Genomic DNA, 25,148 nt, shown 5'->3' with positions numbered 1-25,148 from the left:
ACTGGGGGAGCTTCTCGGAGTCGCGGGAGGGACGGGTGATGCGTGAACGCGCCGGAGGTGCGCTCGATGTACGCGTTCCCGCCGGTGCAGTGAGCTCATGGATGGGCGGCTGCCTCGGCCGGCACCGTCCCTTCCCCCGGCCGACCCGGCATTGTCCGGGCTCTGCGTGAGCGGGACTTCACCGCGGTGTCCGCGATGGCCCACGCCATGGGGATCTCCTTCAACCGGATCGCCGAAGCGTGCGCGCTCAAAGCCGAGCGGGTCAGCCAGATCGCCCGGGGCATCACATCTGTCACCCCCCTCACGGCGCATTCCCGGTGCCCTACTGGGGCTTGCTGCACAACCCTGGGAGGACGCCGCCGTTCTCAGCACGGAGTCCGACCATGGAGAAGATGATCCGATGAAGCGCCGCAACCTGCTGTGGCGCGTTGGCCACCGGCCTCACCGCTCCGGCGCTCGCCGCGCTCTCCGCCGCCCGGACCGACGTCGACCAGAGCCTCTCCCCCGGCACTCCCCAGGATCTGGCCGGCCTGGAGGCCGCAGCCGAGAGCTACGGATACGGCTACCACGGACAGGCACCTACCCGTGTACTGGCCGACCTGGTCACCGACTTCGTGACGCTGCGCCCGCTGCTCACCGTTCCGCAGCCCGCCCCCATCCGGACCAGGTTGTGCTGGACGGCCGGGCAGATGGCCGGGATGACCGCGATCGTCCTGCACGACCTGGGCAGCCGCCGCGAATCCCGTGCCTGGTTCGCGACCTCCGCCCGGGCCGCCGCCGAATCCGACGACGACCAGCTGCACGCGTGGGTCCTGAGCCGGAAGGCGATGGTGCCGCTCAACTACGGCGCCCCGAGGGCAGCCGCCGAACTCGCCGGCCGAGCTCGGCGGGCCGCCGGCACCCGGCCGACCGCCGCCGCGGTGCCGGCGCCGCCGTCGCCGCCCGCGCCTACGCTCTCAACCACCAGAGCGAGCAGGCCCGCGCCGCACTCACGGCCGCCGACGCCCTCATGAACCGGCTCCCCGAACCCGAGCGGTCGGACACCTGGCTGCCGTACGACGAGCAGAAGCACCACGTCCACCTCAGCCACGCGCTGACCACCCTCGTGGACACCCGCCGCGCGCGGGGCCCGGACTTGGCGCGGACCCGGTCGGCTGCCTACGGTTCCGCCTGGTCATCGGCGGTCGCGGACTCGGTCACGGAGCGTGTCTTGGCCAGGCCGATGTAGCGGGTCCGTCGTACTCAGTGGCGGGTCTGTAAAGCGAGCGGTGCGAGAGCGGTCCGGGTCCGGTAGCGGGGTGCGGTCGATGAAGCCCGTGGGGCGCAACGTGTTCAGCACGGGGCCAGAAACCCTGTTCAACGGCCCGTCCGCTACTCGGGCGCGCTGAAAGGGCGCTGGCTGTCGGCTACGGACGGCTGGAGCGCCGGTCCAACGGCACGGAGAAAGTGCAGGTCACACGACTGGCCCCCTGCTGTGGCGCGGACGGTCTCGCACATCGAGTGTGGTCTGAGCGGGGCCACGACGCCCCGGCCGAGCGGAGAGAACGGATCCTCATGCCCGTCACCGTGAAAGACCTCCGGGTACCCCACAAGTCCACCGTCCCCGCGAATAAGGACGAGGACGTCGAACTCTTCGTGCGCGAGCGCGACGGCACGCCCCCCGGCCACCTCGACGAGCGCACGGCCGTCCTGATGCTCCACGGCCGGAGCGTTCCGGTGCTCGCGGGCTTTGATCTCGAGTACAAGTCGTACAGCTGGGCCGATGCGCTGGCGAAGGACGGTTACGACGTCTTCATGATGGACCTCCAGGGCTCGGGGCTGTCGCCGCGGCCGAAGATGGACGACCCGCGCAACGTCAGCCCCGCCCAGCAGTACCTTCTGAAGCCGAGACCTCCAAGTTTCACGCCGGGCCCGCCGAACTATCCGTTCCAGCTGACCAACTCCAACAGCGACCGGGACGAACTGAACACCGTCGTGGAGTGGATCATCCGCGAGCGCGGGGTGAAGAAGGTCGCCTTCATCGGCTGGTCCGCGGCCGCGTTCACGATGGGGCCCTACGCGGTCAAGAACCCGGACAAGGTGTCGAGCCTGTTCCTGCTGGCGCCGATCTTCCCGCCCGAGGGCACGTCGAACGCCCCCGACCCGCTGCCGCAGCCCGGCTTCCCGACGTTCCTGAGCACGAAAGACGGAACCTGGAACGGGTGGAGCAACGAGGTGCACTGCGACGGGCAGCGCGAAGACGAGATGCGCGACAAGGTGTGGGACGCGATCATGAAAAGCGATCCGGTGGGCAGCATGTGGGGGCCGGTCGGTGAAGGGCGCAATCGCATCAGAAACTTCGTCCGGTGGGGCTGGAACAAGACCACCGCGGCGCAGGGCGCCGTCCTCGGCGCCAGCGTGCCGGTCCTCATCGCGTACGGGGAGTTCGACAGGCAGGCGAACACGTCGAGCGAAGATCCGGAATTCAACTTCTCGGTCCCCGCGCTCTACAACTCCATCGCCGGTGACCACAAGCTGATGGTCAAGCTGGACTGCGCCGGCCATTCGGTGGTGTGGGAGATGCAGCACAAGAACGTGCACAACCTCTCGGAGCACTGGCTCAAGCACCTGAAAGTCGACGGCAAGACCCAGGGCATCTTCAACATGAACACCAACGGCGACATCAGCCCGGCTCCGTAGAACAGCCGAGCCCCCGACCGCGAACCGTGGGGCCCAGGACACGGGCCCGTCGCCGGCCGGCCGGGGCCGGCCCTGCTCGGAACATCATCTGATCACTGACGGGCCACGGCACCGCGCTCGCAGTCCTGCTGACAGTCGGAAACCGCAACGACGTCACCCGGCTCCTGCCGCTGCTCGACGCGATCCCGCCGGTCCGCGGCCGGGTCGGGCGTCCCCCGCCGCAAACCTGACTCGCTCTTCGCCGACCGCGGCTACGACCATGACGTCTATACGGTGGGGGTGTGACGGAGCAGAGCATCTACGGGCATCTTCGTGAGTTCCGTGAGGCTTTCGACAAGCCTGAGACGCTGGCCTGGCCGGAGATCAGTCATGGCCAGCTGCTGATGATGATGAGTCCGAGGAAGCAGCATCAGCTCGTTGCCCACCGCCTGCGTACCCAGCTGGAGCCTCAACTGGGTACGGACTTGGTCCTCATGCCCGGAACCGACCTGGAGGATGCAGCATTGGGCATCCTGCGGGTCCCCGACCTCGTCGTGATCGATGAGGAAGAGGCCACGGCCGACAGCGATGCCATCGACCCGCGCCGCTGCCACTTGGTGATCGAGATCGTTTCCCGGGCCAACCCGGGCAATGACTACGAGGGCAAGCTGCGCGACTATCCGGCCATGGGGGTGCCGCACTATTTGATTGTCGACCCCCGGGACGGGACGGCTGTCCATCACTGGGCGCCTGCACGCCGCACCGGCGAACCTACGTACGACAACAGGCAGCACTACACCTTCGGAGACACCGTCACCGTCGCCGGCTGGAAGATCGACACCACTGCTCTGCCCCGCTACAGCGCGGGCGCCGGACGGTGAACGACACCGCCGGCCTGGTGCGGTCCTGGCGCCGGCAGCGGGGCATGTCCCAGACACGCCTGGCCGAACTCGCCGGGACCGGGCAGGCCGCGATCTCACGCATCGAATCCGGGCGGGACCTGCCCACCCTGGCACTCCTGGGCCGCATCGCCTCGGCACTGGACTGCCGGCTGACGGTCACCTTCACGCCCGGTTCAGGGCAGGCCCTGCCCTCATCCTGACCAGATGATCAAAAGGGAAAACGATCGCGGACACGGGACTCGCCGCCCTCAGGCGCATGGAGTGCTGTACTCACGACGGTAGACCTCTGAGGAGATCCGCGATGGCCCTCCGCAACCGATCCCCAAGATCGGTGCCAGAGCCTCATTTTCGTGAATGAAGCCATGGACGGGGACGCGTGACGGCTGCATGTCGCGGAACCTGGTCCGTCGTAGCCGGCGTCGCTTGTGCGGAGGCACCGGCCTATCCCCGCACGTTTCCTCGGACCACTCCCCGCCGGGGATCACCGGCGGGGATTCCCGTGCCGCGTGCGAGGGTCCACTGCAGATCTCCCGAGTCCGGGCAGGCCTGCCATGACCCCAGCAGTCCTGTTGCCGCCAACTGGTCAAGCGTGCCGGTCAGTTCCGCGGGGTGGGCACCGCAGGCGTGCGCCATCCGGTCCAGTTCGCCCAGACCACTGCCGGATTCGGGGTCCGTGTGTGCGGCTAGGTAGACGCCTGCCAGTCGGGGCAACGGTTCGATTGCCCCGACTGCAGAGGAGGATCCGACGCGCAGTGCCCAGTCCGCGGCACGTCGTCGGTCGGGGCCGGCTGGGGCTTGGCTGAGCAGCGTGACGTCGAGTAGTTGGGCGGTGATCTCGTTGGTTGCGTTCCCGGGGGCTGGACGCAGCCAACGCGCGTGCTCCAACTCGCGCCACGGACCCGAGGTGGCGTTGAGGCGGAGGCTGCGCAACACGCCTTTGGGCAGGTGGACTTGCATTCTGGTGTTCATACGGAATGCGCACTGCAGCGCCAGCAGGTGCGCGGAGGGCGAGGTGTCCCCCGGGAGCGCGGTGGCGAGGTAGCTGAGCATTTCGTGGACCCGGACTCGTCCATCCGGGCCCTTGGGGCGGCGTCTGCCACGTCGCCGAGCGGTTGCCGGCTGCTGGGGTGCGCGGGTGAGGGCGGTGTCGGGTACGACGGCGGCCTGTGCTGTCGCTGCGGCGCAGGCCGTGCAGGCGTCGACGAGTCGCCATAGCCGTCCGCCGTGTTCGCATGCGAGGAGGAGGCGGATGGGGCCGGCGCAGCCGCGGTGGCGGGGGTGCCAGCGGCAGCCGCGTTCGTGGCATTGGCAGATCCGCAGGTGCGGGGGGCGGAGGTCGCCGCGTGCGTGTCGTGCGAGGTGGGCGAGGGCGGCTGAGCGGGCGGAGGTTGCGGTGATGGGTGTGGTGCCGTGGGGGCAGTGCTGGCATGCGAGGACGAGCCCGCTGGAGTGTGGGCGCAGTTCTACGGTCCAGGCGCGTGGTGTCGCCGGGCATGCTGTGCGCTGCCTCATGGGCGCGTGTTCCTCCGGTTGTTTCCGTGCTGGTCTGGTCCTTGGTGGTGGGGGCGACCGCCCACCGTAGTGCAGACCTCTGCCCTCTGATGGCTGCTGTCACCTGGGAAAATAGGGCAGAGGTCTGCACTGACAGGGCAGGGGTCTGCACCGTCGGATGGACGGGTGACGATCTTGCCGCCCGATCCGGACCTCGACGCGCTGCGGTTGGAACTCGCGCGCCTGCGGGCCGCGCGTGGGTGGACCTACGACGAGCTCGCCGCCCGCAGCGGCCTGGCCAGACGCACCGTCATCGAGATCGAGCAGGGCCGCACCATCGGCACCCTGAAGACCTGGCACGCCCTCGCCCACGCCCTGGACACCCCGCTCGACGAGCTCTTCAGCACCCTGTGCCGCAGACACGACCTGCCGGGGTCCGGCGGAGACTGACACCCCGCCCGAGGGGCCGCCGCGGATCACCCGAACCGGCGAGACCGCATCGAACACGCGATCGCCCATTCGCGCTCCCGTTCCACCGCATGCGGCCAAGCGGGGGATCCGGCGGCAGCGCCGCCCCGGATGCGGCGTGTTGGCTGGCAGGTTCACGCGCATGCGCTCCACACCTCCCGCCTCCCGCCACTGGGACGGCAGCCCGGTCCTCGCCCACCGCGCGCGCCGTTCCCTGCAGGTCACCCCCGACGGCGTCAGCCGGCTGCTGCGCTGCGGCCAAGGCGACCGATGCCGCGAGTGCGGCAACCGGGTCGAGTGGTACCACCGCAGCAACCGCCGGCCGGTACGCCTCCATCCGCACGAACTGCCGGCCGCCCGGGTGCCTGCCGGGTGCCGCTGGCATGTCAGCTCCGGTGTCGCCTACCCGGCCGGAGACGGCAGCAGCTGGTGCCGTCTGCCACACGCCGTCGTCTGTCCCGTCCGGGAGATCCCTCTGGCTTGTCCCGAACTGGCCGGGCTGCGCCGGTCTCTGGCCGTGAACACCCGCCGCCTGATCGACGCCGGCTCCTTCACCCCTCCCCCAGCCTCGCCGGACGCACCGGCATCCCGGGGAGAGGGTGCAGCGGTCTGCCGCCCAGCCCGCCCCGTCGTGCAGCTGCTGTACGTCCGCTACCTCGCGGCCTGTGCGGTGGACGAGATCCAGTGCGTCGCCCAGACCCGGCGCCGCCACCGCTGCACCAGCCCGCTGCTCTCCCCCGGCGCCCCGGCCGGCACCTGGAGATTGATGCCGGCCACCGCGACGAACGGTCAGCTGGCCCTGCCTTCAGCGGTCATGGCGGTCTACGACCTCAGCGGCGTCCCGTACGCCGAGCAGCTGCGCTGGCGCGCCCAGCGCTGCCTACAGCACGCAGCCTCGCCCACGGCCGCCGACCTGGCGGTGGCCGACTGGGAGCCCTTCGACCCGCTGCGCCACCACGAGCACATCCGCACCCGCCTGCCCGGCCGCGCCCGCCGCCCCGGTCCCGCCCGCTGTACGCAGGAGGCGGACCGCCCATGACACGGTGCCATGCCGTCGAGATCATCCCGACCAGGCCCGCCACCCACAGCGAACTCCGGCACGCGCGGCGCACCATCGGGCTGGCCGCGAACGCGGACCGCACCCGGCTGCTGGCCGTTCAGCAGGCACATAGTCCGGGCGCCGCCCTGCACGTGCTGCGGCTCCGACTGGGCACACGGTTGCCGGCCGACGTCCTGACCACGCACTATCCGGACCGGCGCGGCGAGGGAGAGCGCGCCTGGAGGCTGGAGGGGCGGCTGGACGGCGTGCTCGCCCATCACCCGCCCGATCCGCATCGGCGATCACGAGATCAGCCCCAGGTCGTTCTCCCACACCCTGCTGCGCACCGTGACCCGCTACTGCTACTCCGCCGACCGCGCCCTGGCCCGCCACCACTTACCATCCCCGCGCGGCCTGAACACCACCGACGAGCACACCCAACTCACCGACCAGGTCCTGCCGTTCGCCCTCAAGGCCTGGACCGACCTGCACAACCCCGAGCAGGGCGCAGTCCGCTTCGAACACGACCACTACCTGAAAATGCGGGCCCTGGCCTTCCCTCATAATGAGTTCGGGTACAAGCGCTCAATTAGGTCCTCAAAATTTTCGGCGACCTGCACCCACGACGAGGCCCTCATGTATATCACTCGTGGAGAGGTAAGCGATTTACGATAGTCCAGGACGATGGGCATTTCGGGTCCGAGGTCTGCGATTACCATCGATCGTTCAGCCGCGATTCCCAGATTCCCTTCTATATCAGGATTCCCGGGCCACGCGTTTTCCGGATACGCCCGCCATGCTTGATTCTCCCGGATGAGCATGCCCTCTCCGTAGAACTGCGGCTGCACCGGTTCCTCCGCGAAGACCTCGAGGAGGACATCATCACTCGGAGGTACCCACTTCCCCGCCCTGATCAGTTGAATCAACCGGGCGGGGATAGGCAGTTCACCGATCAGTACACTGCTGTCCACGCTCACCCTCTTGCAGTCATTCCGGTAATTTCCTCCAACAGGTCGAGTATCGCCTGGCGATACTCGGCAGGCGCCTCCAGGTCTCCGAAGTTCATACCGTTGACTCCCAAGGATCGCCAGGTCACCTTAAGCCCGTCTTCTGTGATAATCGCGGTGAAGGCAACGGTGTCCTCGGCCCTTCCGAAACTCTCACGATTAATTATTGCGTGCCCGCCGTTACGAGGAACCAGCGTACCTGGATAATCGCCGCTCAGTCGGCCCTCAAGCTCGCCGGTTGACAGACTGTATACACCACTGAAGGCCTCCCCCAGTTCCCTGGCATTCACCGATGCGATGTTCTGCTCCAGGCTCTGCGACGTGCTGATGATGCGATTCCCCGCAGGCATGGCCCCGTCGACCACGGCGCGCGGTTCGCCCAGTCCGCCGCGGCCGAGTCCGCTGAACGCGCCGCCCAGTGCTCCGAGCAACAGGTCGCCGGGAGTGGTGGGTTCGCACAGGGCATTGTCGAAGGCCCAGGTGTAGGCCGCGCCCACGCCGGCGTTGACGGTGGCCGAGGTCACCGTGGCCGCTGTGCTGCCCTCTTCCAGGCCCAGGAGGTCTACGGCGCCCGCGCCCGCTGCGGGCATGAGGAGTCCGGCGCCGAAGCCGTACAGTGCGCCCTTGCCGGCGGATGTGCCGAGACCGCTCCAGCTGAAGTCGTGGGGGTGGCTGACGGCGTAGCTGATCCCGCCGAAGACTCCGCCGACGATGCCGCCGATCGCCGCACTCACGCATTCGGGGCAGGCGCCGGACGGGTCGGTGAGGGTGGTCGGGTCGTCGTCGGTGTAGGCGTAGGACGACGTGTAGGGCTCGGTGAGGGAGCTGCCCGCAGGGTCGGTGCTGGTGAAGCGGCCGGTGCCGGGGTCGTAGGTGCGGGCGCGCAGTTGGTAGCCGAGAGCGGTGCCCGCGGGGTCCTGGTACTGGCCGGTGTAGGCGAACGGGTTGGCCGGTGCGCCGGTGACCAGAGCGGTGGTCGTCGTGTTGCCGTACGCGTCGTAGCCGTACTTCTCCTGGTCGACTCCGGTCGAGCTGGTGAGGTCAGTGATGGAGCCGGACAGGTCGTGGTGATCGTAGTAGGTGCCCGCGGTGGTGCGCAGTGTCTGGGGCTCGCCCAGGGGGTCGTAGCGGTAGTCGCCGATCAGGGTGCCGGAGCCGTTGGTCTCATCGGCGATCTGGGGCAGGGGGTTGTTGACGTCCCAATAGGTGGTGCGGGAGAGGGTGTTGTTGGTTTTGGTCGTGGTGCGGTTGCCAGCCGCGTCGTAGGTGTAGGCGTAGGCCGTGGAGCCCACGGTGGCGGTGGAGAGCTGGTTCGCGGCGTTGTACTTGAAGGTGTTGGCGCCCGAGGCGGTCTGGTTGCCGTCGGCGTCGTAGGTGTAGGCGGTCGTGGTCGAACCGGTGACGGCCTTGGTCAGTTCGTCGGCGGCGTCGTAGGTGTAGCTCGTGCTCGCGCTGCCGGTCGTCTTGGTGAGGCGGTTGCCGGCCTTGTCGTAGGTGTAGGCCGTCTTCGACGAACCGGTGGGGCATCCGGTGGAGCCGGAGGGGGCGGTGCACTCCGACAGCAGGCGGCCGTTGGTGTCGTAGCTGTAGCTGGTCGGCGGGGCCGTGGTGCCGGAGCGGGTGGATGTCAGCACCGAGGGCGAGCCGTTGGCGTCGCGGGTGGTCGACCAACTCGCCAGGGTGCTGGTGGAGTTGGCCGAGGCGATGGTCGCCAGTCGGCCCGCGCCGTCGTAGGTGCGGGTCTCCGTGTAGCCGTTGGTGGTCGGGAGCGTGGTGGTGGTGAGGTTCCCGGCGGCGTCGTAGGCGTACTTGGTGGTGGCCGAGTTGGCGGTCTGGGCGGTGGCCTCGTCGTCGGAGTTGTAGGTGAAGGTGGCCTGGTAGCCGTCCGGGTAGGTGCGCGCCGTCACGTCGTTGTCGGCGTCGTAGGTGTAGGTGAAGGGCGTGGTACTGCCGGGGGCGGAGAGGGTGAGCAGGCGGCCCGCGCCGTCGTAGGTGGCGGTGCGGCTGCCGGTGGCGTCGGTGATGCCGGTGTTCTGCCCGGCCGCGTCGTACGTGTAGGACGCGGCCGCCGTGCCGTCGCTGTAGGTCACGCCGGTCCGCCGGCCGCGGCCGTCGTACGCCGCGGTGACCGTCTGACCGCGGGCGTTGGTCGTCGTGGTCGGGTTGCCGTCGGCGTCATAGGCGTTGGAGACGGCGCGGCCGAGGGGGTCGGTGGTCTTGGTGAGGCGGTGGTCGGCGTCATAGGTGTACGCCGTCGCGTGACTGTTCGCGTCGGTGCGGCCGGTGACATCGCCGAAGGCGTCGTAGGTGTAGGCCGTCACGCCGGTGTCGGGTGCCGTGACGGAGGTGAGGTTGCCGGCGGCGTCGTAGGCGTAAGCGGTGGAGTTGCCACGGCCGTCGGTCGTGGAGGCGACGTTGCCGTCCGCATCGTAGGAGCGGTAGGTCGTGGCGCCGGTCGGGTCGGCGACAGTGAGCGGGTTGCCGGCCTTGTCGTAGCCGTAACTCCAGGTGTAGGCAGCCGCGTTGGCGCCGGAGACGTTGCCGCGCGGGTCGGTGGCGGTGATGCGGCGGCCGTCGTCGTCGACCGTGTAGCTGGTCTTCTCGCCCAGCGGTGAGGTGACGGAGGTCAGATCGTGGTCGGTGTCGTAGCCGTAGTTGGTGCTGTAGAAGCGTCCGTCGGTGACGGCTGTGACGCGGTTGGTCGTGTCGTAGGTCCAGCTGATGCTCTGGGACAGCGGGTTGGTCACCTTGGTGGTGTTGTCGTCGGCGTCGTAGGCATACGTCGTCGCCCTGCCGAGCGGGTCGGTGACCTTGACCGGCCGGTGGTCGGCGTCGTAGGCGGTGGCGGTGGTCGCACCGGTGGGGTCGGTGACGGTGAGCTGGTCGCCGGCGCTGTCGTAGCCGTAACTCCAGGTGTAGGCCGCCTTGTTGGCGCCGGAGAGGTTGCCGCGCGGGGTGGTCGTGCTCAGTAGCCGGCCGGCCTTGTCGTAGCCGTAACTCGTGGCCGCGCCCAGCGGATCGGTGACGGAGGTGACCAGGCCCGCAGTGTTGTAGGCGCGGGTGGTGCTCTTGCCGGCCGCGTCCTTCGTGGACGTCAGGCGGTCGGCGGCGTCGTAGGTGAACGTCGTGGTCGCGCCCAGCGGATCGGTCGTGGAGGTCGGGTTGTGCGCGGCGTCGTAGCCGTACGACGTCTTCTTGCCGCGCGGGTCGGTGACCGAGGTGACGTCGGCGGCGGCGTCGTAGGTGTAGGTGGTGGTGTTGCCGAGCGGGTCGACGCTGGTCAGGCGCCTGCCCGACGCGTCGTAGGTGTAGGTGGTCTTCTCGCTCAGCGGTGAGGTGACCGAGGTGAGGTTCCCGGCCGTGTCATAGCCGTACGACGTGGCCTTGCCGCGTGGTGTCGTCCGGGAGGAGAGGAGCCCGGCCGCCGTGTACGTCAGGTTGGTCACCCCGCCGGCCGGGTCCGTGATCGACGTCAGACGGCCGGTCGTGTCGTAGCCGTAGGTCGTCTTGTCCGAGCGGCCGTCGGTATAGGTGGCGACGTTGCCGGAGGTGTAGGTCCACCGCTCCGTCGCCGTGGGCGTGACATGGGTGAGCATGTGGCCCGTGGCGTCGTAGGTGTAGGTGGTGTGGTCGCCGAGCGGGTCGAGGACGGAGGTGCGGTTGCCATGGCCGTCGTAGCCGTAGTACGTCCGGTTGCCGAAGGGGTCGTAACGGGCCGTCAGGAGACCGCCCGCGTACAGGTCGCTCCACACGCCCCCGTCCGGGGCCGTGATGTCCGTCTCCCCGCTCCCGTACACGAACGACGTGACCGCACCGGTGGCGTCGGTCTGTGTGATGACGCGCCCGGAGGAGTCGTAGTCATCGCTCACCACGTCCTCGCCGCGTGCGTCGGTGATCTTCGAGAGCCGGCCGCCGGTGTCGTACGTGTAGGTGGTGGTGCCGCCGTCGAGTCCCGTGACCGTCGTCAACCGGCTCCCGGAGTAGGCGTAGTCGACGTGCCGGCCGTCCGCGAGGGTGACCCGGTTCAACGTGCTGCCGCTGTACGACAGGCTCGCCGCGCGGCCGGCCGCGTCCGTCACGGTTACCGGCTGGCCGCCGGAGTAGGAGAACGACAGGCCCTGCCCCGACCGGTCCTTCTCGCCGGTGAGTTGGCCCGCGGCGCTGAACGTCAGCACCTTGCCGTCCAGGGTGGTCAGCGTGTAGCCACCGCCTGAGACCGCCGCCAGGATCGACCGCCCGAGGACCGGCGTGGTGAAGGTGCCGGTCGAGGTCTTGGTGTAGGTGAAGGTGGCGCCGTTCTCGTCGCGGACCGTGACGTCACCGCTCGCGGCCACCGTCAGCGAGGCCTCCCAGGGCAGGGTCCAGCCGGCGCCCAGGGCCCCCGAAGTGGTGTCGTTCGAGGAGTAGTTGCGCGACAGCGTGAACGGCACTCCGGGCGCGGCCACGCTCGCGTCGGTGGCCACCTCGGAGAGGGCGCCGGTCGCCGAGTTCACCGGGTCGCAGTCCAGCGCCTGCGGCCGGGCCGCACCGGAGGCGGTGCCGCCGCAGCGACCGCCGTAGGTCTGGGCGGCCTGCAGAGAGGCGAAGTCGTAGGCGTTGACGGCGGTTGAGCCGGCGGTGCCGCCGGTGTCCGTCACCGTGCCGACCACCAACAGACTCGTGTAATTCGTCCCGTTCGCTACGCAGTTCTGCGGCACCGTGTACGTCGTGGACACCCGGGGCGCGGCCGGAGTCGGTCCACCGTTGCTGGTGTTGAGTCGCGTGAAGTAGGAGTGTGCGGTGACGACTTGGCCGTTGTCGATGGTGGTGTTCGCGACGCCGCATCCGGAGAGTTCCCAGGTGACGTGCACCGTGGCGGTGACATCCAGATAGGTGCCGCTCGTCGAGTCGTAGTCGTCGACCGAGTCCCAGATGTTCGCGGCCAGCGTCAGGGTCTCGCCGGGCACGACGACACCCATGTTGAACAAGCCGGGTGACACCTCGTTGTCCGACCAGGAGCGCGGATCGCCGCCCGACCCTGACATGACGACGTTGTCCGGGACACCCCAGACGCTGGTGTCGGCGGCAGCCGCGTCCGTGCGCACAGCGGCCGTTGCGGTGTGATCGTGTGCGGAGGCGGTCTTCCGCACTTTGCTGACGCTCTCGCGCAGCGCGGACGCGGTGGGCCGTGAACTGTGGGTGGGTACGACCGCCGACGCGGCACGCGTACCGCTCGCACGGTCCCGCGCGATTTCGGTGTGCCGCTGCGAAAGCGTCATCGTCTGCTGCGACTTGACGGGCGTCGGCTTCGCCCCGGCCGAGAATCCCCCGCCGGCGACGGGCGCGGCGGGCGCTGCGACCGCCGTGGCCGGGATCGCGGCGTTGAGACCCGCGAGCAGGGCGAGTACCACCCCGGCTCTGAGCGCTCTGAATCGGCGGATGTTCATGACACAGCCCCCTAGGCCCGAAACGACTTCGTGGCACCGCGACACTCAGCCGGTCATGAACATGCCGCACGACGCATGATTTCCCGCCGCGTCGAGGAGGAACAGCGTCCGTTTTCCGGATCCGCGCGGGCGCGATCTGATTCCGCCAGATGGGCGGGTGGTGTGGAAATCAGCGGTTTGCCACCCATGTTGTCTGTGTGCGGCCTGTGGCGGCAGGGGTCTTCTTTGCTCTGGGCTTACGGTCTTCGTCGGGCGTTGACCGTGGCATTCCGAAACGAGGGCCAACTCCGGCAACGCATGTGACTGTGCACACGACGCATCACCCCAACCCGCCCGGGCGAATGTCCGAAAGCTGCATCCTGCACGGAACCTGGGGTGGTGCGGTCTGAAACCAGCGAACCAGCCCCCGGCAGGGCGACATCTACCGCACCCGCCACGCCTGCGACCCGCGCAGCGACGACCTGACCGGCTTCTGACAGCCGGCACGCTGCCGTTGCGGCGCATGTGCCCCCGGGCTGGCAGTGCGATCGACGCGGCGGATGAGACGACGGCCGAGCTACCCATCTGCGATTGATGATGCGTCCGGCCTGATCGCCAGGACCATCACCGCCACGGCCCTCGCAGTGACGCCGATCGGCGCCGCGCCATTCCGGGCGCCGACGCCCGGCGAACAGCCCACCCCCTGCACAGTCACGCCGCGACATCCGCTGCAAGAACAGCGGCTCGTCCAGGCGGTCAGCCGGCGTCGCCTGGGAGGAGGCGGGCCAGGGTGCGCACCGCGCGGTACTGGAGTGCCCTGATGGCTGATTCATTCTTGCCCATCACGCGGGCGGTATCGGCGACGGACAGATCCTGCACGAAGCGGAGTGTCACGCACTCCTGCTGCTGTGGGTTGAGGCGCCGTATGGCGTCGAGCAGTGCGGCGTTGGAGAGGGCCTCCAGGACGGAGTCCTCGGGTGAGCGCTCGACCTCGCCGGTGTCGAACAGCTCGCCAGTGGTGACCTCAAGGCGGAAGCGGCTGGACTTGAAGTGGTCGGCCACGAGGTTGCGGGCGATGGTGACCAGCCAGGCGCCGAAATCGCGGCCCTGCCAAGTGAAGGTACCGATGCGGCGCAGGGCGCGCAGGAACGTCTCGCTGGTGAGGTCTTCGGCAGTGGTTTTGCCGCCGACCCGATAGTAGATGTACCGGTACACAGTGTCGCTGTACTGGTCGTAGAGCCGACCGAAGGCGTCGGCCTCTCCGGCCTGGGCACGCTCCACGAGAGCCGCCACCCGGTCACTGCCGCGCTCCGCGGCCAGGGGCGAGAGGCGGACATCTGCCAGGACGATGGTACGCGGCTGGCCGGTACCGGCAGTCGCTTCCCGCATGCATACCGGGCGGCGGGCGAGTTCGTCTTCAGCGGCGTCAACTGCCGCGTGGCCGGTTGCCCGTTCGCCCGGCACGGCGGAGGCGGCGGCGTGGGTGTCCGGCTGGGGTGCGGCCGGGTGGATGCGGGCCAGGAGCTGCTGCAGGCGTTCGGTAGTTGCCTCCTCGTCGGCCCACATCTGTGCCAGGGCGTGGCGCGTCTGCTCCAGTCGCTCTGCGACACTCATGTGCATCCCCCTTCCTCTTCCTCTTGGGCATAGATCTGGGCGAGGCGGGACAGCGCGCGGGATACATGGGACCGCGCCGAGCTGGGTCTCACGCCCATGACGTCGGCGACGTGCTCGTAGGGCAGGTCGAACAGGCAGCGCAGTACCAGGGCTTCACGTTGCTGCGGCGGTAACACGCGCAGGCTGCGCAGGAGGTCGAGTCGCGCGTCGCAGGAGAGGGTGGCGTCGTCCTGCAAGAGCCGGTCGAGATCGGCCGGATCGGTCGGCTCGCCCAGCCGTAGGTGTTCCATGTGGATCTTGGCGTGCCGTTGCGCGGCCACTGTGAACAGCCATGCCTGCGGCTTCGGGTGGTGTTTGAGGCGCTTCCAGGAACGCAGTGCCTCCTCCATCGTCGACTGGGCAGCGTCCTCCAGTACACCGTCGCGGGCGCCGCGGGCGAAGAGATAGCGGCGCACGCGCGGCTCGTGGTCCAAGAAGAACTCCTCGTACCCGGTCTGCGGTGGACGGGATGGCGCGCCGGTCATGGGGTGCCGCACCGGTCGGGCGCTGGCGGGTGCGGCTGTGTGCGGACTTCCATACTGCGGCGGCCGCCCGGCTCCTGCCGCACAACGAGCCTGCTGCCGGGCGGGAGGCACTCCACCAAGGCAATGAGTCCGGCATGCCGTTCCCGCTCGGTACGCACCGCTTCACGGGAGCGGATCGCTTCCTTGAGGAGCGTCCACGCATGCCCTCCCCTGTACCGGGCTGCCAGAGCTGCGGCCGCGGCAGCAAGTAGTGATGCCACGTCAGTCAGTGTTCCCACGCCGTCTCCATCCGCCGGTTCCGGCATCCGCCTGCGAGCGGTCTCATCACAGGAAAGGCGGCAGCCGGTCAAAACGCTGCACCGGTCGCGGTGTTGATGGCCCCCTCATCCAGACGTCCGGACCAACGGGCCTGCTCAGCATGCTGGTTGGGCGGGCTGGGCGGTGTTCGGCGTCCCAGCCGCCGGGCTGGGAGACCACCCGTAGCCAGCGGCGGGGCATCTGGCTCCTCTGCCAACGCAGGTGACCCGTACGCCGGGACGCAATACCGGGACGGATCGGTTCAGTCTGTGTGGCGTTGGGTGGGGTCGAGGCGGCTGAGGACGGCGCGCACAAGGTCCCGGCTGTAGGGAACAAGCGGTGCGGGCGGGTCCGTGAGGCCAGGTCCCTTCGGGCCTGAGTCACCGTGCGCTTCCCGGAGCAGGTAGGTGATTTTGGCCCACTGACGGAAGTTGCCGTGGCAGGCGACATCGTCGATCCAGAGCAGTTCGTCGGTGGGTACGTCCGCCCAGATCGGGTGGTACTGGGGGATGACGGTGAGGACTTCGGCGGGGGTGAGGGGTTTGTAGCGCTGCCAGATGAGGATGCGGGAGTCGAGCGCGGGCCGGTTCTTGATCTTCTGGTAGCAGGTCTCGGCGCCGACGAGGACGACGGCGAGACGGGTGTCCTCGTCGTCCCAGAGTTCGCGGATGAATTCGAAGGCGCGGGTGTCGAGCCACTGCGCTTCGTCGACGACCAGGACGCGCGGGGTGTCGGACAGTGCTTCTTTGAGCATGGCTTCGCAGCGGGTGCTGTTGAGGGGGGCCTCGCCGGGCAGGTCGAGCTTTTTGTACAGGGCGGCGCGCAGGGCCTGGATTTTGGCGGAGCCGACTTTGATGCGCAGGGTGGTGTGGGGGGCGAGTTCGTCGAGGTGGAGGTTGACGGCGAAGGTCTTGCCCAGGCCGACGCCGCCGTGGACACACATGATGGCGCCTTTGCCGGCGTCGGCTTTGAGGGTGGTGACGAGGTTGGCGTAGGTCTCTGCGCTGGCGCTGGTCAGCATGGCGCGGGCGCCCGGCAGTCCCATGTAGTGGTAGCCGGAGCCGGTGGCCGGCTGGTCGCCGGGCGTGAAGGTCATGGAGTGTCCTGGGGTTTGGGGGCGGGCAGGGGCTGGGTCCAGCGGGTGGAGGCGGGCTGGGGGCGGTTGAGGAGGTCGGGCCGGGCCTCGGCGTGCAGGTCCCGCTCCGGTGTCTGCAACTCGCGCAGTTGAGCGGTTGCCTGGCTGGCGGTGAGCCGGTTGAGCGGCTCCAGCGCGGTGGCGCGGCTCGTGGCGGCGAAGCGGGGCTTGGCGTTCTTGCGGGCCCGGCGGGCCTTGGCGGCGTAGCGGTCGGCTTCGCGCTGGCGGGCGTTGCGCAGTGCGCGTGCTTGGCGGGGGCTCATCTCGTCGCTGCGGAAGGCGGGTCCGCGGTAGGTGAGGGTGTCGGCGTCGTAGAGCTCGACGCGGTGGTAGTGGTGGGGTTCGTGGCGCAGGCGGACCATCTCCCCTGCGCTGCCGTGGCCCTGCATCCATGTGCCGACGTAGTAGGCGCTCTTCCAGCGGACGCCCTTGCTGGTGATCTTCAGAGGCGGGCCGCCGTCGTTGAGGGTGTAGGTGTGCAGGTCGTGCGCGTCGAGGGTGTCGATGGGGGTCAGGTCGGCGCGCCAGGCCTGGGCAGGGGTGCGCCGGTAGAGGCGGGCGATGGTGTGGTCGTTGTTCCACCAGTCCACCCAGTCCAGGACGACGGTGACGAAGGTTTCGTAGTCGAGGAGTTCGTTAAGGGCCCACAGGGGCTGGCCGCGGCGGTCGCGGCGGCTTCGGGGGGTGTGGGCGTAGCCTGGCAGGCCCTTGAACAGCATGTGCTTGACGGCGCCGTTGATGGCTTCGACGGTGCCTTTGAGGTGGGGGCTGTAGGGCGGCAGGACGATGAGTTCGGTGCCGAACTTGTTGAACGCCTCGGCCACGCACTTGCCGAGGAAGTCGCGGCCTCGGTCGGTGCGGATCTTGCGGGGGATGCCGCCGAAGGGCCGGTGGTGATCAGTGCAGAGGATGGCGTCGCGGGCGGCGGCCAGGATGGCGTCCTGGCTGGGCTGGTGAGGGGTGATGGCCAGGCCGCAGATGACGGCGGTGGCGTGGTCGATGAACCAGGTGATCCAGGGTTTGCAGCGGCGGCCGTCGACGTTGACGAAGACGCTGGCTTCGACGTGGTCGGTCTCCCAGACGTCGTTGCGGTTGCCGTGCGGGCGCAGGGCGTGGACGTCGTGTCGGCGGCGGGCTGCTTCTCCGCCCTTGAGGGCGGCACGCTGGCCGGGGGTGAGTTCCCGGTCTACGGCGCGGTAGAAGGTTGCCTGGGACACGCAGGGAGGGCTGCCGAAGATGCCGTCGGTGACGAGTTCGCGGTAGGTGGCTGCCGCGTTGCCGTTCCATCGGGCCAGGGCTTCGTGCATGGCCGGGGTGAGGGTGAAGTGGCGGCGGCCTTGGGGGGTGTAAGTGCCGTGGTGGGCGTCGGCGTTGTCCATCCAGCGGCGCACCGTGCGCCAGTGGACGGTGAAGGCGGCGGCGACGGTGCGCACATCGTGGTGGGTCAGACGCTCGCCGTCGCGCAGGTGCAGTAGGCGGCGTACGGCGGCGTTGCGTAGGGAGGTGGTGTCGTAGGGGCCGTCGGGTGGTGGTGTGGCGGGCACGGGTGGGTGCTTTCTCGTCATCGGGTGCCGGTTCGCACGGCGGCGCCGGAGCGGGTTAGGCGGGGGCCAGGGAGAGCAGGCCTGCGCCGTAGGGCTTGCCGCGGCCGATGCCGGCGAGCAGGGCTTGGCGTAGCAGGTCGGGGTCGGTGACGGTTGCCAGCCCGTCGAACCGGGTCAGCGGGTGGCGGAAGACGTCTGGTTGTTTGTCGCTGCCGGGCTCGGGCCGGCGGATGGTGGGACGGCGGCTGCGCGGCTGCGGGGTGATGTCGGTGCTGTGGAGGCCGAGACCGGCTTGGGCTGCTTTGTTCTGCCACCAGGCGATGGCGTCCGTACCGGTGAGGGGTTGTTCCCGGTGGCGGTCTTTGGTGGCGAAGGCCCGGCCGGTGCCCGGGACCTTGCGGCGGACGAGGGGGCTGGCGGTGATGCGGTAGCGCACGCGTCGGCCGGGAGTCAGCGCGTGGAACATGGCGGTGAGGTCGCGGGTTTCGGCAGTGCCGTAACTGCGGGGCAGGCGGGTGAGATCGGGCGTCTGGTGGGCTTGGACCAGCAGAGTGGGCGGGGTGGGGCCGGCGGCGTCTTCCAGACGGAAGAGCAGTCCGGCCTGCTGGCGCGGGTGCTCGCCGAGGTTGTCGGGGGCCAGGGACATGACGGTCTTGTGCAGGCGGTCGGGGTGGGCCAGGTCGCGGCGTACGTCGGCGCTGCGGAGGTTGAGACGGATCCGGATCAGCGTCGCGGTCGCGGTGGGGGCGGCGGGTGCGGGATTCATGGCGTGGTGTCCTGCTGGATGTAGGCGGTGAGGGCGTCGAGCGGGGGCCGGGCGGCGTAGAGGGCGGCGGGCAGTGGTTCGGTGGTGCGCCAGATGCGGCGGGTGTGGTGGAAGCGCCGGGTGGGGGTGAAGTCGACGGGTACGTCGGCGAGTTCGCGGTCCGCGTTGGCCGCGGGGACGTGCGCGGGCGGGTGCTCCCAGACGAAGTCGACCGGCACGGTGGCCTGTTCGGTGCGGGGCGGTGCGGGCAGGCTGAGCGGAACGCGGGTCAGGAGTTCGCTGACGGGCTGGGGGTGGGGGCCGCGCAGGACGAGGGGTTCGTCGGGGATGCAGGCGCGGCGCCCCAGGTAGGGGGCGAAGGCGGGCTGTTCCAGCCGGTGGGTGATCTTTTCCAGGAGCGGGTCGGGGCCGCAGACGGCGACGGTGAAGACGGCGTCGGCGAGGTAGACGCGGTGACTGATGAAGGTGGAGGCCTTCTGGCTGCGGTAGTCGCCGCTGCTGGTGCGCAGGCCCTGCTTGTGGGGCCTGCCGCCGCCGGCGGTGTGGTAGTCGGTGTGGCGGTGGCCGGGCCGGTCGATACGGACGGTGAAGACCAGGTCGGCGTAGGGGACGGCGCCGGTGGCCGGGTCGGGTGTGAGGGCTTCTTCGCGGGAGCGGCCGTCGGCGGCGGCGAACATGCCGATGAGGGCGGAGCGGGTGGGGAAGCCGGTGGTGTCGCGGTAGCGGAAGGCGGCGTGTTCGCCGAAGGACATCAGCGGGGCGGCCAGGCGCAGCAGGATGCCGTTCATGCAGTCGCTCGGGACGGGGCGGGGTGGGCGGCGGCCTCGGTGAGCGTGCTGGTGAGCTCTTCGAAGGAAGCGTGGGCGGTGCCGAGGTGGTCGATGGGGGTGTGCTGGACGGTGGCGTAGCCGTGGGCGACGCGGCGGCGTTCGCCCAGCAGCCGGTTGAGGGCGCCGGCGTGTTCGGACAGGGCGCGGACGGCGGGGAGGGTGTGGCCGCCGCCGGGGGCGTGCTTGACGGGCTGTTCGAAGGCGGCGGCGTAGGAGACGGGGCGGCGGTCGCGGACGGCGTAGGCGATGAGGTGCGGCGGGGTGTGCGGTGCGGTGGAGGTCTTCTTCGCCTGGGGCATGACCTCGATGAAGGCCTCGGTGAACAGGCCGAGCAGGTGCAGGGCCTGCTTCTCGTCGCCGCCCAGGTTGTTGATGAGTTCGGTGAGGTTGACGGTGGCGTAGCGGTAGAGGATGCCGGAGGTGAAGAATCCGGTCTGCAGGTGCGCGCTGCCTGAATCGTTGGGGTGTGACCAGTCCTCGACAGCGGTGAAGTAGTCGGGCTGGGGGTCGCTTTGGTGCACGGTGAAGGCGTGGGCCATCTGCACGGCGCCGTCCACGCCGCCGTCGGGGATTTCTGCGAGCATCCGGCCGAACAGGTTGATGGTCGCCGTCCGGCGCCGGATCAGTGCGGCGACGGTCCGGGTGGGCAGGACGGCGGGCATGTCGGGCTTCTTCTTGCCGCCGCTCTTGGGCTCCGCTGCAGCGGCGGCCGCCTCGGCGCGGGCCTCTTCCATCTGCGTTCGGTGCTCCTGGCACAGGTCCACCAGCTCGGCGAGGACGTCGCGGGGCAGGTAGAGGAGGGCCGAGGTGATACCGCCCTGGTTGGCTTCGGTCTTCAGGCCCTCCCTGTTGGCCGAGCGGGCGATCTGGGCTCCGGCGAACGCGGCCAGATCGTCCGGCCAGCCGGCCGCGCGCAGGGCGTCGGCCACGAGCGGGGGAAGCCTGCGGGTGCGCGCGGCGTGTTCGCCGAGTTCCTCCTCGATGCTCAGCCGGATGGGCCGCTTCCAGGCCTGGGAGGAGACCATGGCGCGTACCGTGCCGCCGACCAGCATGGTCTTCGGCTCGTCGTCTTCGCCCCGGTTGAGGAGGGAGGCGGGTACGGGGTGCAGGGCGTGCAGGTCGATGTAGCGGGCGGGCGCGTAGGGGGCCATGTCAGTTCTCCAGGGGGGCGAGGCGGTCGAGGGTGAGGAAGTAGGACTCGGTCCAGCGGTCGGCGATGGGCAGCCGGTCGTAGTCCCACCAGGCGAGGTCTTCCAGCAGGACGGCGAAGTCGAGGCGGGCCGCACCGCGGCTGTTCAGGTGGGCAGTGAGCGTCCACAGGCGGGGGTGCAGCAGCGTGGTCGGCAGCCGGGTGAGGGTTCTGACGCGGTCGTCCATGCGGTTCTGCTTGAAGCCGTGCCGGGCCACGGCGAGGGCCAGGGTGGTACCGAGGTTGGGGCGGGCCCGCCAGGCCGGTCCGGCCGGGGGCTGGGCGGGGCTGTCCGCTCCCCCGTCGCCGCGCTTCCCGGTGTCCGGGAGAGGGCCGATGGCTCTGTCCGCTGGAAGGCCGTCGGCTTCGGCGGTGCTGCCGGCGTCGGTGGGGAAGGCCGCTTCGGGAGTGTAGGGCTCGTGTTCGTGCGCGAGGTGGCGCTGGGCGGCGATCAGGCTGGCGACCGTGTAGTGCGCCTGTCGGGCGCCGAAGGCGCCGATTCGGGCGACCAGGTAGGGCTTCATCCGGTCGCATTCCTCGGCGGGGCGGCCTCGTCCCGAGGCGAGGGCGCTACGGACGCCGTTGACGGCGCACAGCTCGATGACCTGGGCGACGAAGGCGTCGTAGTGGGCGCGGCGTTGCGCGGTGGTGAGGGTCGGCACGGTGTGTCCTCGGTCGAGACGGCAGCTGCCCGGCCGCGGCCGGGCATATGAGGGGCGGTCAGGAGGCGCGGCGTCGGGCGGGGCGCGGCGGGCGGCGCAGTTCGGCGACCGCCTGGGCGACGGCGCGCGCGCCGCGGAAGTGCTGGGCGACAGCAGGGCGGGTGACGTCCCTCAGGACGGCGACGGCCTCGGTGGCGAACGCTGACCGCGCGTCGCGATCGGGGTGCGCCAGCAGTTCCCAGAAGACGGTTTCGGCGCGCGGCCAGTACGCGGTGCGGGCGTGCTTGGTCCAGGCCGGCAGCCGCTTGGGGGCCCGCGCGGTGCGGCCTGCTGTGGGAGGTGCGGTCATGGTGCGCCAGGCGTCTTTGGAGGCCTTCTCCAGCAGCGTGCCGATGGCCTCGGCCTGCTTGCGGCATTCGGCGATCCACTCGGCGGTGCGCGGGTCGTGTTCCTGCGTCCAGGGCCAGATCGGCGGGGTCAGGGCCGTGTACCAGGTGCGGTTGTTGGTCCGGCCTTCCTGGTCGAAGCCGTGGACGCGGACCCGCAGGCGGGCGCGCAGTTCGGGAGGCAGGTCGTTGAGGGTGGTGAAGGCATCGGGGCGCTGGACGGTAGCGGTTTCGTCACCGGCGAGCAGGAGGGCGTCCAGGTCGCGCCACAGGGCACGGTCGGCATCCGCACGGCGGGGCTGGTGGCGTTGGCTGACGGGTTTGCTCGGGTCGACGTCGTGGATGAGGAACGGGTCGGCGGCAGGGAGTTTGGTCGTGCTCGCCCAGGTCACGTAGGCGTCGGTGACCTCCCGGCCGTCCGCGGACGGGATCAGGAGGAGGGCGTGGCAGGAGCGGCCGGTCAGCAGGCGGCCCGGCCAGGTCACCGCGGGTGGCGATGCCAGGGGGTCTGGCAGCTCGGGTTCCTCCCACGGGCACCGGTCTGCGGTATCGGGCCAGTGGTCGGCGGGCTTGGGCAGGCCGGCCAGGAGGGTTTCGTACAGGGTGGCGCCCAGCGCGTGGAAGGAGAGCGTGGAGCGCAAGGGGCCGGCCGTGGCCTTGCCGAGGCGCCGGCCATCGACGGTGCGCATGGAACAGGTGCCGGACGCGCCGTAGTAGTGGTGGATGAGTAGGTGCCACAGGGCCTGTTCGGTGGGCACGGGCTGCGGGTCGGTGTCGGTGTGGGGGCTCAGCCAGGCAAGGTTGTTGCCCTCCGGGCGGCCGAAGACGTGTTTGTTGACTCCGGCCCGCTGCTCGCACTGTGCGGCCAGCCGGGGGTCTTGCAGGAAGGGCCGTACAGGGTCGAACAAGTCCCAGGTGTACTTCTCGAAGTAGGCGCGGACCACGTCGGGGTCGAATCCGCCGGGCTCTTTCAGCAGGGCGCGGCGGCGGGCGGCCCACTCCCCCGCGCTCATCTCGGGATCATCCAGGCCCGTCGTCCGTGCGGCGATCGCGATCAGGATCCGGAGCGCGGCGGAGGCCGCCGGCGGCAGGGGCAGGGCCAGGTCCTCGATTTCGTGGGCGCGCAGGAGCAGTTCGCGCCAGCCCAGGTATTCCTGGTGGCCGTCGAGGAACAGGGCGGGAATGCAGGGTTCTTTGTCTGTGGGGTATGGCGGCGCAGGCACAGGGGTGCTCCAAATGCCGGGCAGAGGAGGGAGGGTGAATGGAAAAGACGAGGAAATACTTGCTGCCGGTGATGTGCACGATCCGGTCCGTGACGGCACCGAGGTGGCGGCAGGCAAGGAGGGTTAACGGTCCGGCCGGGAGCGCAGGCGGAGGTCAAGCCGCGCGGACAGGGCCGGAGTTGCCGCGATGAGAGCGCCAAGGGGTGTAGTGCTCAGGCATGCGGCAGCACAGGAGGAATACACGGCGACCGATTCGAACGTGTGTCCGGTGCCGCATTCACATATTAGCCGCGGAATGAGAGGCCCTCGAACCACTTCGTCCACGCTTTAAATACCGGTGGGTTCACCCTTTTTTTGGCTGCCATAACCGGAGGCTGAGCACAACTCGTCCGGCTTCCCTCTTCCTTGACTGCACGCGCTCCCAGGCGCGAGACCCGGTGTGAAGGCCAACTGCCGTGCAGGGACAGCCCCTTCGCAGGGCCGGCGAGAAGGCGTTCAGGCGCTGCCGTGGACCAGTCCCAGCACGGGATCGACGTACAGAGTGTGGCGGCCGAAGCGCGCGGGCTCGTGGGAATGGGCCGTGTGCGGCAGCAGGACGAGATCGGCGAGCAGAGCGTGCTTGTGCCAGGCCGCGGGGGCGCGGTGTTCGGGGCGCAGATCGGCGACCCAGGCGGCGGGGACGGGCAGGGTGTGCCGGAGGATGGCGCGGATCTGCGCGAGGGCTGGTTCCCGCTCCAGGGAAAGCAGTTGGCTGCCCGCCGCGTCGAGGGCGAGGCGGCCGTCCGGGGTGCGGTGGAGGGGCAGGAGGCGGCGGGGCATGACGCCCAGGCGGGTGGCGGCGTCACGGGCGTGAAGGCGCTGGCGGTGCAGGTCGGACAGCGAGAGCGTGTGCCGCTCGGTGGGGATGAGGTGCAGGGCGCTGCGGTGTTCCTCGACGCGGCGCCGGGTCTGGTAGGCGCGGTAGCGGTGTTCGAGGGCGGGGGTGGTGCGGGCGAGGGTTTCGGCGTCGCCGTGCACGGTTTCGACCAGGTGCTGGACGTCGTCGGGCAGCGTGAGCGTGAGGGTGCCCTCCATCTGGCGGGCCAGGTGGTCGGCGGTTGCGTGGGGCAGGAAGGGCGGTTCCAGGGTGCGCCAGCCGGCCGGCAGGAGGGTGCCGCCTTCATGGTCGGTGGGCTGCAGGACGCTCAGCCGGGGATGTGCGCGCCCGCGCAGCCAGGCGGGTCGGCGCTGGGTGCCGGGGTCCCACAGGTGCTCGAAGCGCCAGAGGCGGCCCAGTCGTTGCAGGAGGGTGTGCAGGGGGGCGAGGTCGCTGACCATGACGTCGACGTCGATGTCGAGGCTCATGTCGAGGAGGCTGGTGGTCACCACGACGAGGCGGGCGGGGCGTTCGCCGGTGCGCCCCAGCCGGTTGCGGATGCGGCGGGTGAGGTCCTCGCGCTGGTGGCCGGGCAGGCGGGCGTGCAGCAGCACCAGTTGGCCGTCCGCTCCGCCGGGCCAGTCCAGTTCGTCGTGGAGGTGCTGGTAGGTGTGCTGGCAGTCGGCCATGGTCGCGCACACCACGACGGCGCAGCCGCCGCCCTCGACGACGGGGGCGATCTCGGTGGTGATGCGCTCCAGCCGGCTCTCGCGGACGGGCGTGCCCTCGGGGTCGGTGTGCGTGTCGTGGCGCACCGGGTGCAGGCGGATTGCGGCGGTGCGGCGAAAACGCCGGGCGTGCTCGTCGGCCGCCTGCGCTTCGATGCGGGTGAGGGAGGCGTCGGAGGCCGCGGCGAACAGCCAGCCCGGGTAGGCGGGCGCCCAGTCGCGGTCGGCCAACGAGGCGCGGGAGTGGCCTGCTCCGGCGAGGTAGCTGCGCACCAGTTCGTTGCTGGTGCGGGCCGGGAGGGTGGCGGACAGCAGGACGACGGGGCAGCCCAGTGCCCCCAGCCAGTTCAGCAGGCGGCCCAGCATCTGCTGCATGAACGGGGTCAGCGCGTGGACCTCGTCCACGATGACGGTCCGCCCGGAC

19 protein-coding genes and 1 pseudogene are annotated in these 25,148 nt (G+C 69.9%); 8 read left to right on the top strand and 12 right to left on the bottom strand.

All coding sequences use genetic code 11. The annotated features are described in order from the left end of the window. Window positions 1-428: 428 nt before the first annotated feature. The 8 genes and pseudogenes from ABZT04_RS41780 to ABZT04_RS41745 all read left to right on the top strand — a co-directional run bounded on the left by ABZT04_RS41780 (window position 429) and on the right by ABZT04_RS41745 (window position 6,558). Window positions 429-1,013, top strand: coding sequence for a hypothetical protein (locus ABZT04_RS41780; protein WP_356064750.1), 585 nt, complete (start codon window positions 429-431; stop codon window positions 1,011-1,013). Beyond that, window positions 1,010-1,228 carry a hypothetical protein gene (locus ABZT04_RS41775; RefSeq protein WP_356064748.1) on the top strand — a complete coding sequence of 73 codons (219 nt, stop codon included), beginning with the start codon at window positions 1,010-1,012 and terminating at the stop codon, window positions 1,226-1,228. The genes ABZT04_RS41780 and ABZT04_RS41775 overlap by 4 nt, the downstream gene beginning before the upstream one ends. A gap of 407 nt (window positions 1,229-1,635) precedes the next feature. Beyond that, window positions 1,636-2,679 carry an alpha/beta fold hydrolase gene (locus ABZT04_RS41770; RefSeq protein WP_356064745.1) on the top strand — a complete coding sequence of 348 codons (1,044 nt, stop codon included), beginning with the start codon at window positions 1,636-1,638 and terminating at the stop codon, window positions 2,677-2,679. Window positions 2,680-2,722: 43 nt separating this feature from the next. Continuing rightward, window positions 2,723-2,949: pseudogene (locus ABZT04_RS41765) on the top strand (transposase); the annotation flags it as partial. Window positions 2,950-2,960: 11 nt separating this feature from the next. Beyond that, complete coding sequence (locus ABZT04_RS41760) at window positions 2,961-3,539, top strand: Uma2 family endonuclease (protein ID WP_356064743.1); 579 nt, start codon at window positions 2,961-2,963, stop codon at window positions 3,537-3,539. Continuing rightward, the gene (locus tag ABZT04_RS41755; RefSeq protein WP_356064741.1) at window positions 3,536-3,760 is read left to right on the top strand and encodes a helix-turn-helix transcriptional regulator; all 225 of its coding nucleotides are present in this window, start codon (window positions 3,536-3,538) and stop codon (window positions 3,758-3,760) included. Before ABZT04_RS41760 ends, ABZT04_RS41755 begins: the two co-directional genes overlap by 4 nt. A 1,477-nt stretch (window positions 3,761-5,237) precedes the next feature. Further along, on the top strand, window positions 5,238-5,501 hold the full coding sequence (locus tag ABZT04_RS41750; protein WP_356064739.1) for a helix-turn-helix transcriptional regulator: 264 nt from the start codon (window positions 5,238-5,240) through the stop codon (window positions 5,499-5,501). Between the two features lie 160 nt (window positions 5,502-5,661). Then, window positions 5,662-6,558, top strand: a complete 897-nt coding sequence (locus tag ABZT04_RS41745) for a DUF6083 domain-containing protein (protein ID WP_356064737.1) — start codon at window positions 5,662-5,664, stop codon at window positions 6,556-6,558. A 560-nt stretch (window positions 6,559-7,118) separates the two neighbouring features. Here the strand turns inward: ABZT04_RS41745 and ABZT04_RS41740 are convergent. The 12 genes from ABZT04_RS41740 to ABZT04_RS41685 form a co-directional block, all read right to left on the bottom strand. Beyond that, a complete protein-coding gene (locus tag ABZT04_RS41740; RefSeq protein ID WP_356064734.1) occupies window positions 7,119-7,529 on the bottom strand; it encodes a hypothetical protein in 411 nt (136 codons plus the stop codon). A gap of 2 nt (window positions 7,530-7,531) precedes the next feature. Further along, complete coding sequence (locus tag ABZT04_RS41735; protein ID WP_356064732.1) at window positions 7,532-12,991, bottom strand: DUF6531 domain-containing protein; 5,460 nt, start codon at window positions 12,989-12,991, stop codon at window positions 7,532-7,534. 735 nt (window positions 12,992-13,726) lie between these two features. Continuing rightward, window positions 13,727-14,584 (bottom strand): ECF subfamily RNA polymerase sigma factor, BldN family, encoded by an 858-nt coding sequence (locus ABZT04_RS41730; RefSeq protein WP_356064729.1) that lies wholly within the window; start codon window positions 14,582-14,584, stop codon window positions 13,727-13,729. Beyond that, entirely contained in the window at window positions 14,581-15,057 is a 477-nt protein-coding gene (locus tag ABZT04_RS41725) for an RNA polymerase sigma factor (protein ID WP_356064726.1), read from the bottom strand. Before ABZT04_RS41725 ends, ABZT04_RS41730 begins: the two co-directional genes overlap by 4 nt. 610 nt (window positions 15,058-15,667) lie before the next feature. Continuing rightward, a complete protein-coding gene (locus tag ABZT04_RS41720; RefSeq protein ID WP_356064723.1) occupies window positions 15,668-16,501 on the bottom strand; it encodes an ATP-binding protein in 834 nt (277 codons plus the stop codon). Then, window positions 16,498-18,105, bottom strand: a complete 1,608-nt coding sequence (locus ABZT04_RS41715; RefSeq protein WP_356064721.1) for a transposase family protein — start codon at window positions 18,103-18,105, stop codon at window positions 16,498-16,500. The genes ABZT04_RS41720 and ABZT04_RS41715 overlap by 4 nt, the downstream gene beginning before the upstream one ends. Before the next feature lie 34 nt (window positions 18,106-18,139). Then, entirely contained in the window at window positions 18,140-18,850 is a 711-nt protein-coding gene (gene cas6e, locus ABZT04_RS41710) for a type I-E CRISPR-associated protein Cas6/Cse3/CasE (protein ID WP_356064718.1), read from the bottom strand. Next, entirely contained in the window at window positions 18,847-19,638 is a 792-nt protein-coding gene (cas5e, locus tag ABZT04_RS41705; protein WP_356064715.1) for a type I-E CRISPR-associated protein Cas5/CasD, read from the bottom strand. The genes cas6e and cas5e overlap by 4 nt, the downstream gene beginning before the upstream one ends. After that, window positions 19,635-20,831: a type I-E CRISPR-associated protein Cas7/Cse4/CasC gene (gene cas7e / locus ABZT04_RS41700; protein WP_356064712.1), complete on the bottom strand. Its 1,197-nt coding sequence runs from the start codon at window positions 20,829-20,831 to the stop codon at window positions 19,635-19,637. Before cas7e ends, cas5e begins: the two co-directional genes overlap by 4 nt. Before the next feature lies 1 nt (window position 20,832). Beyond that, complete coding sequence (locus ABZT04_RS41695; protein WP_356064710.1) at window positions 20,833-21,531, bottom strand: type I-E CRISPR-associated protein Cse2/CasB; 699 nt, start codon at window positions 21,529-21,531, stop codon at window positions 20,833-20,835. 58 nt (window positions 21,532-21,589) lie between these two features. Further along, window positions 21,590-23,140 (bottom strand): type I-E CRISPR-associated protein Cse1/CasA, encoded by a 1,551-nt coding sequence (gene casA / locus ABZT04_RS41690; protein ID WP_356064707.1) that lies wholly within the window; start codon window positions 23,138-23,140, stop codon window positions 21,590-21,592. Between the two features lie 495 nt (window positions 23,141-23,635). Next, on the bottom strand, window positions 23,636-25,148 hold a 1,513-nt coding region (locus ABZT04_RS41685; RefSeq protein WP_356064705.1), incomplete at its 5' end, for a helicase-related protein.

It is taken from the genome of Streptomyces sp. NPDC005492 (assembly GCF_040605995.1).
In the GTDB taxonomy this organism is placed as follows: domain Bacteria; phylum Actinomycetota; class Actinomycetes; order Streptomycetales; family Streptomycetaceae; genus Streptomyces.
The sequence above is the reverse complement of the archived record's forward strand: the minus strand, read 5'-3'. Positions and strand labels throughout refer to the sequence as shown.

Coding starts and splice junctions, on each gene's coding strand:
- ABZT04_RS41715 (WP_356064721.1), bottom strand. CDS start 18,105: ATGACGAGAAAGCACCCACCCGTGCCCGCCACACCACCACCCGACGGC.
- ABZT04_RS41745 (WP_356064737.1), top strand. CDS start 5,662: ATGCGCTCCACACCTCCCGCCTCCCGCCACTGGGACGGCAGCCCGGTC.
- ABZT04_RS41730 (WP_356064729.1), bottom strand. CDS start 14,584: ATGAGTGTCGCAGAGCGACTGGAGCAGACGCGCCACGCCCTGGCACAG.
- cas5e (WP_356064715.1), bottom strand. CDS start 19,638: ATGAACGGCATCCTGCTGCGCCTGGCCGCCCCGCTGATGTCCTTCGGC.
- ABZT04_RS41735 (WP_356064732.1), bottom strand. CDS start 12,991: ATGAACATCCGCCGATTCAGAGCGCTCAGAGCCGGGGTGGTACTCGCC.
- cas6e (WP_356064718.1), bottom strand. CDS start 18,850: ATGAATCCCGCACCCGCCGCCCCCACCGCGACCGCGACGCTGATCCGG.
- ABZT04_RS41720 (WP_356064723.1), bottom strand. CDS start 16,501: ATGACCTTCACGCCCGGCGACCAGCCGGCCACCGGCTCCGGCTACCAC.
- cas7e (WP_356064712.1), bottom strand. CDS start 20,831: ATGGCCCCCTACGCGCCCGCCCGCTACATCGACCTGCACGCCCTGCAC.
- ABZT04_RS41775 (WP_356064748.1), top strand. CDS start 1,010: ATGAACCGGCTCCCCGAACCCGAGCGGTCGGACACCTGGCTGCCGTAC.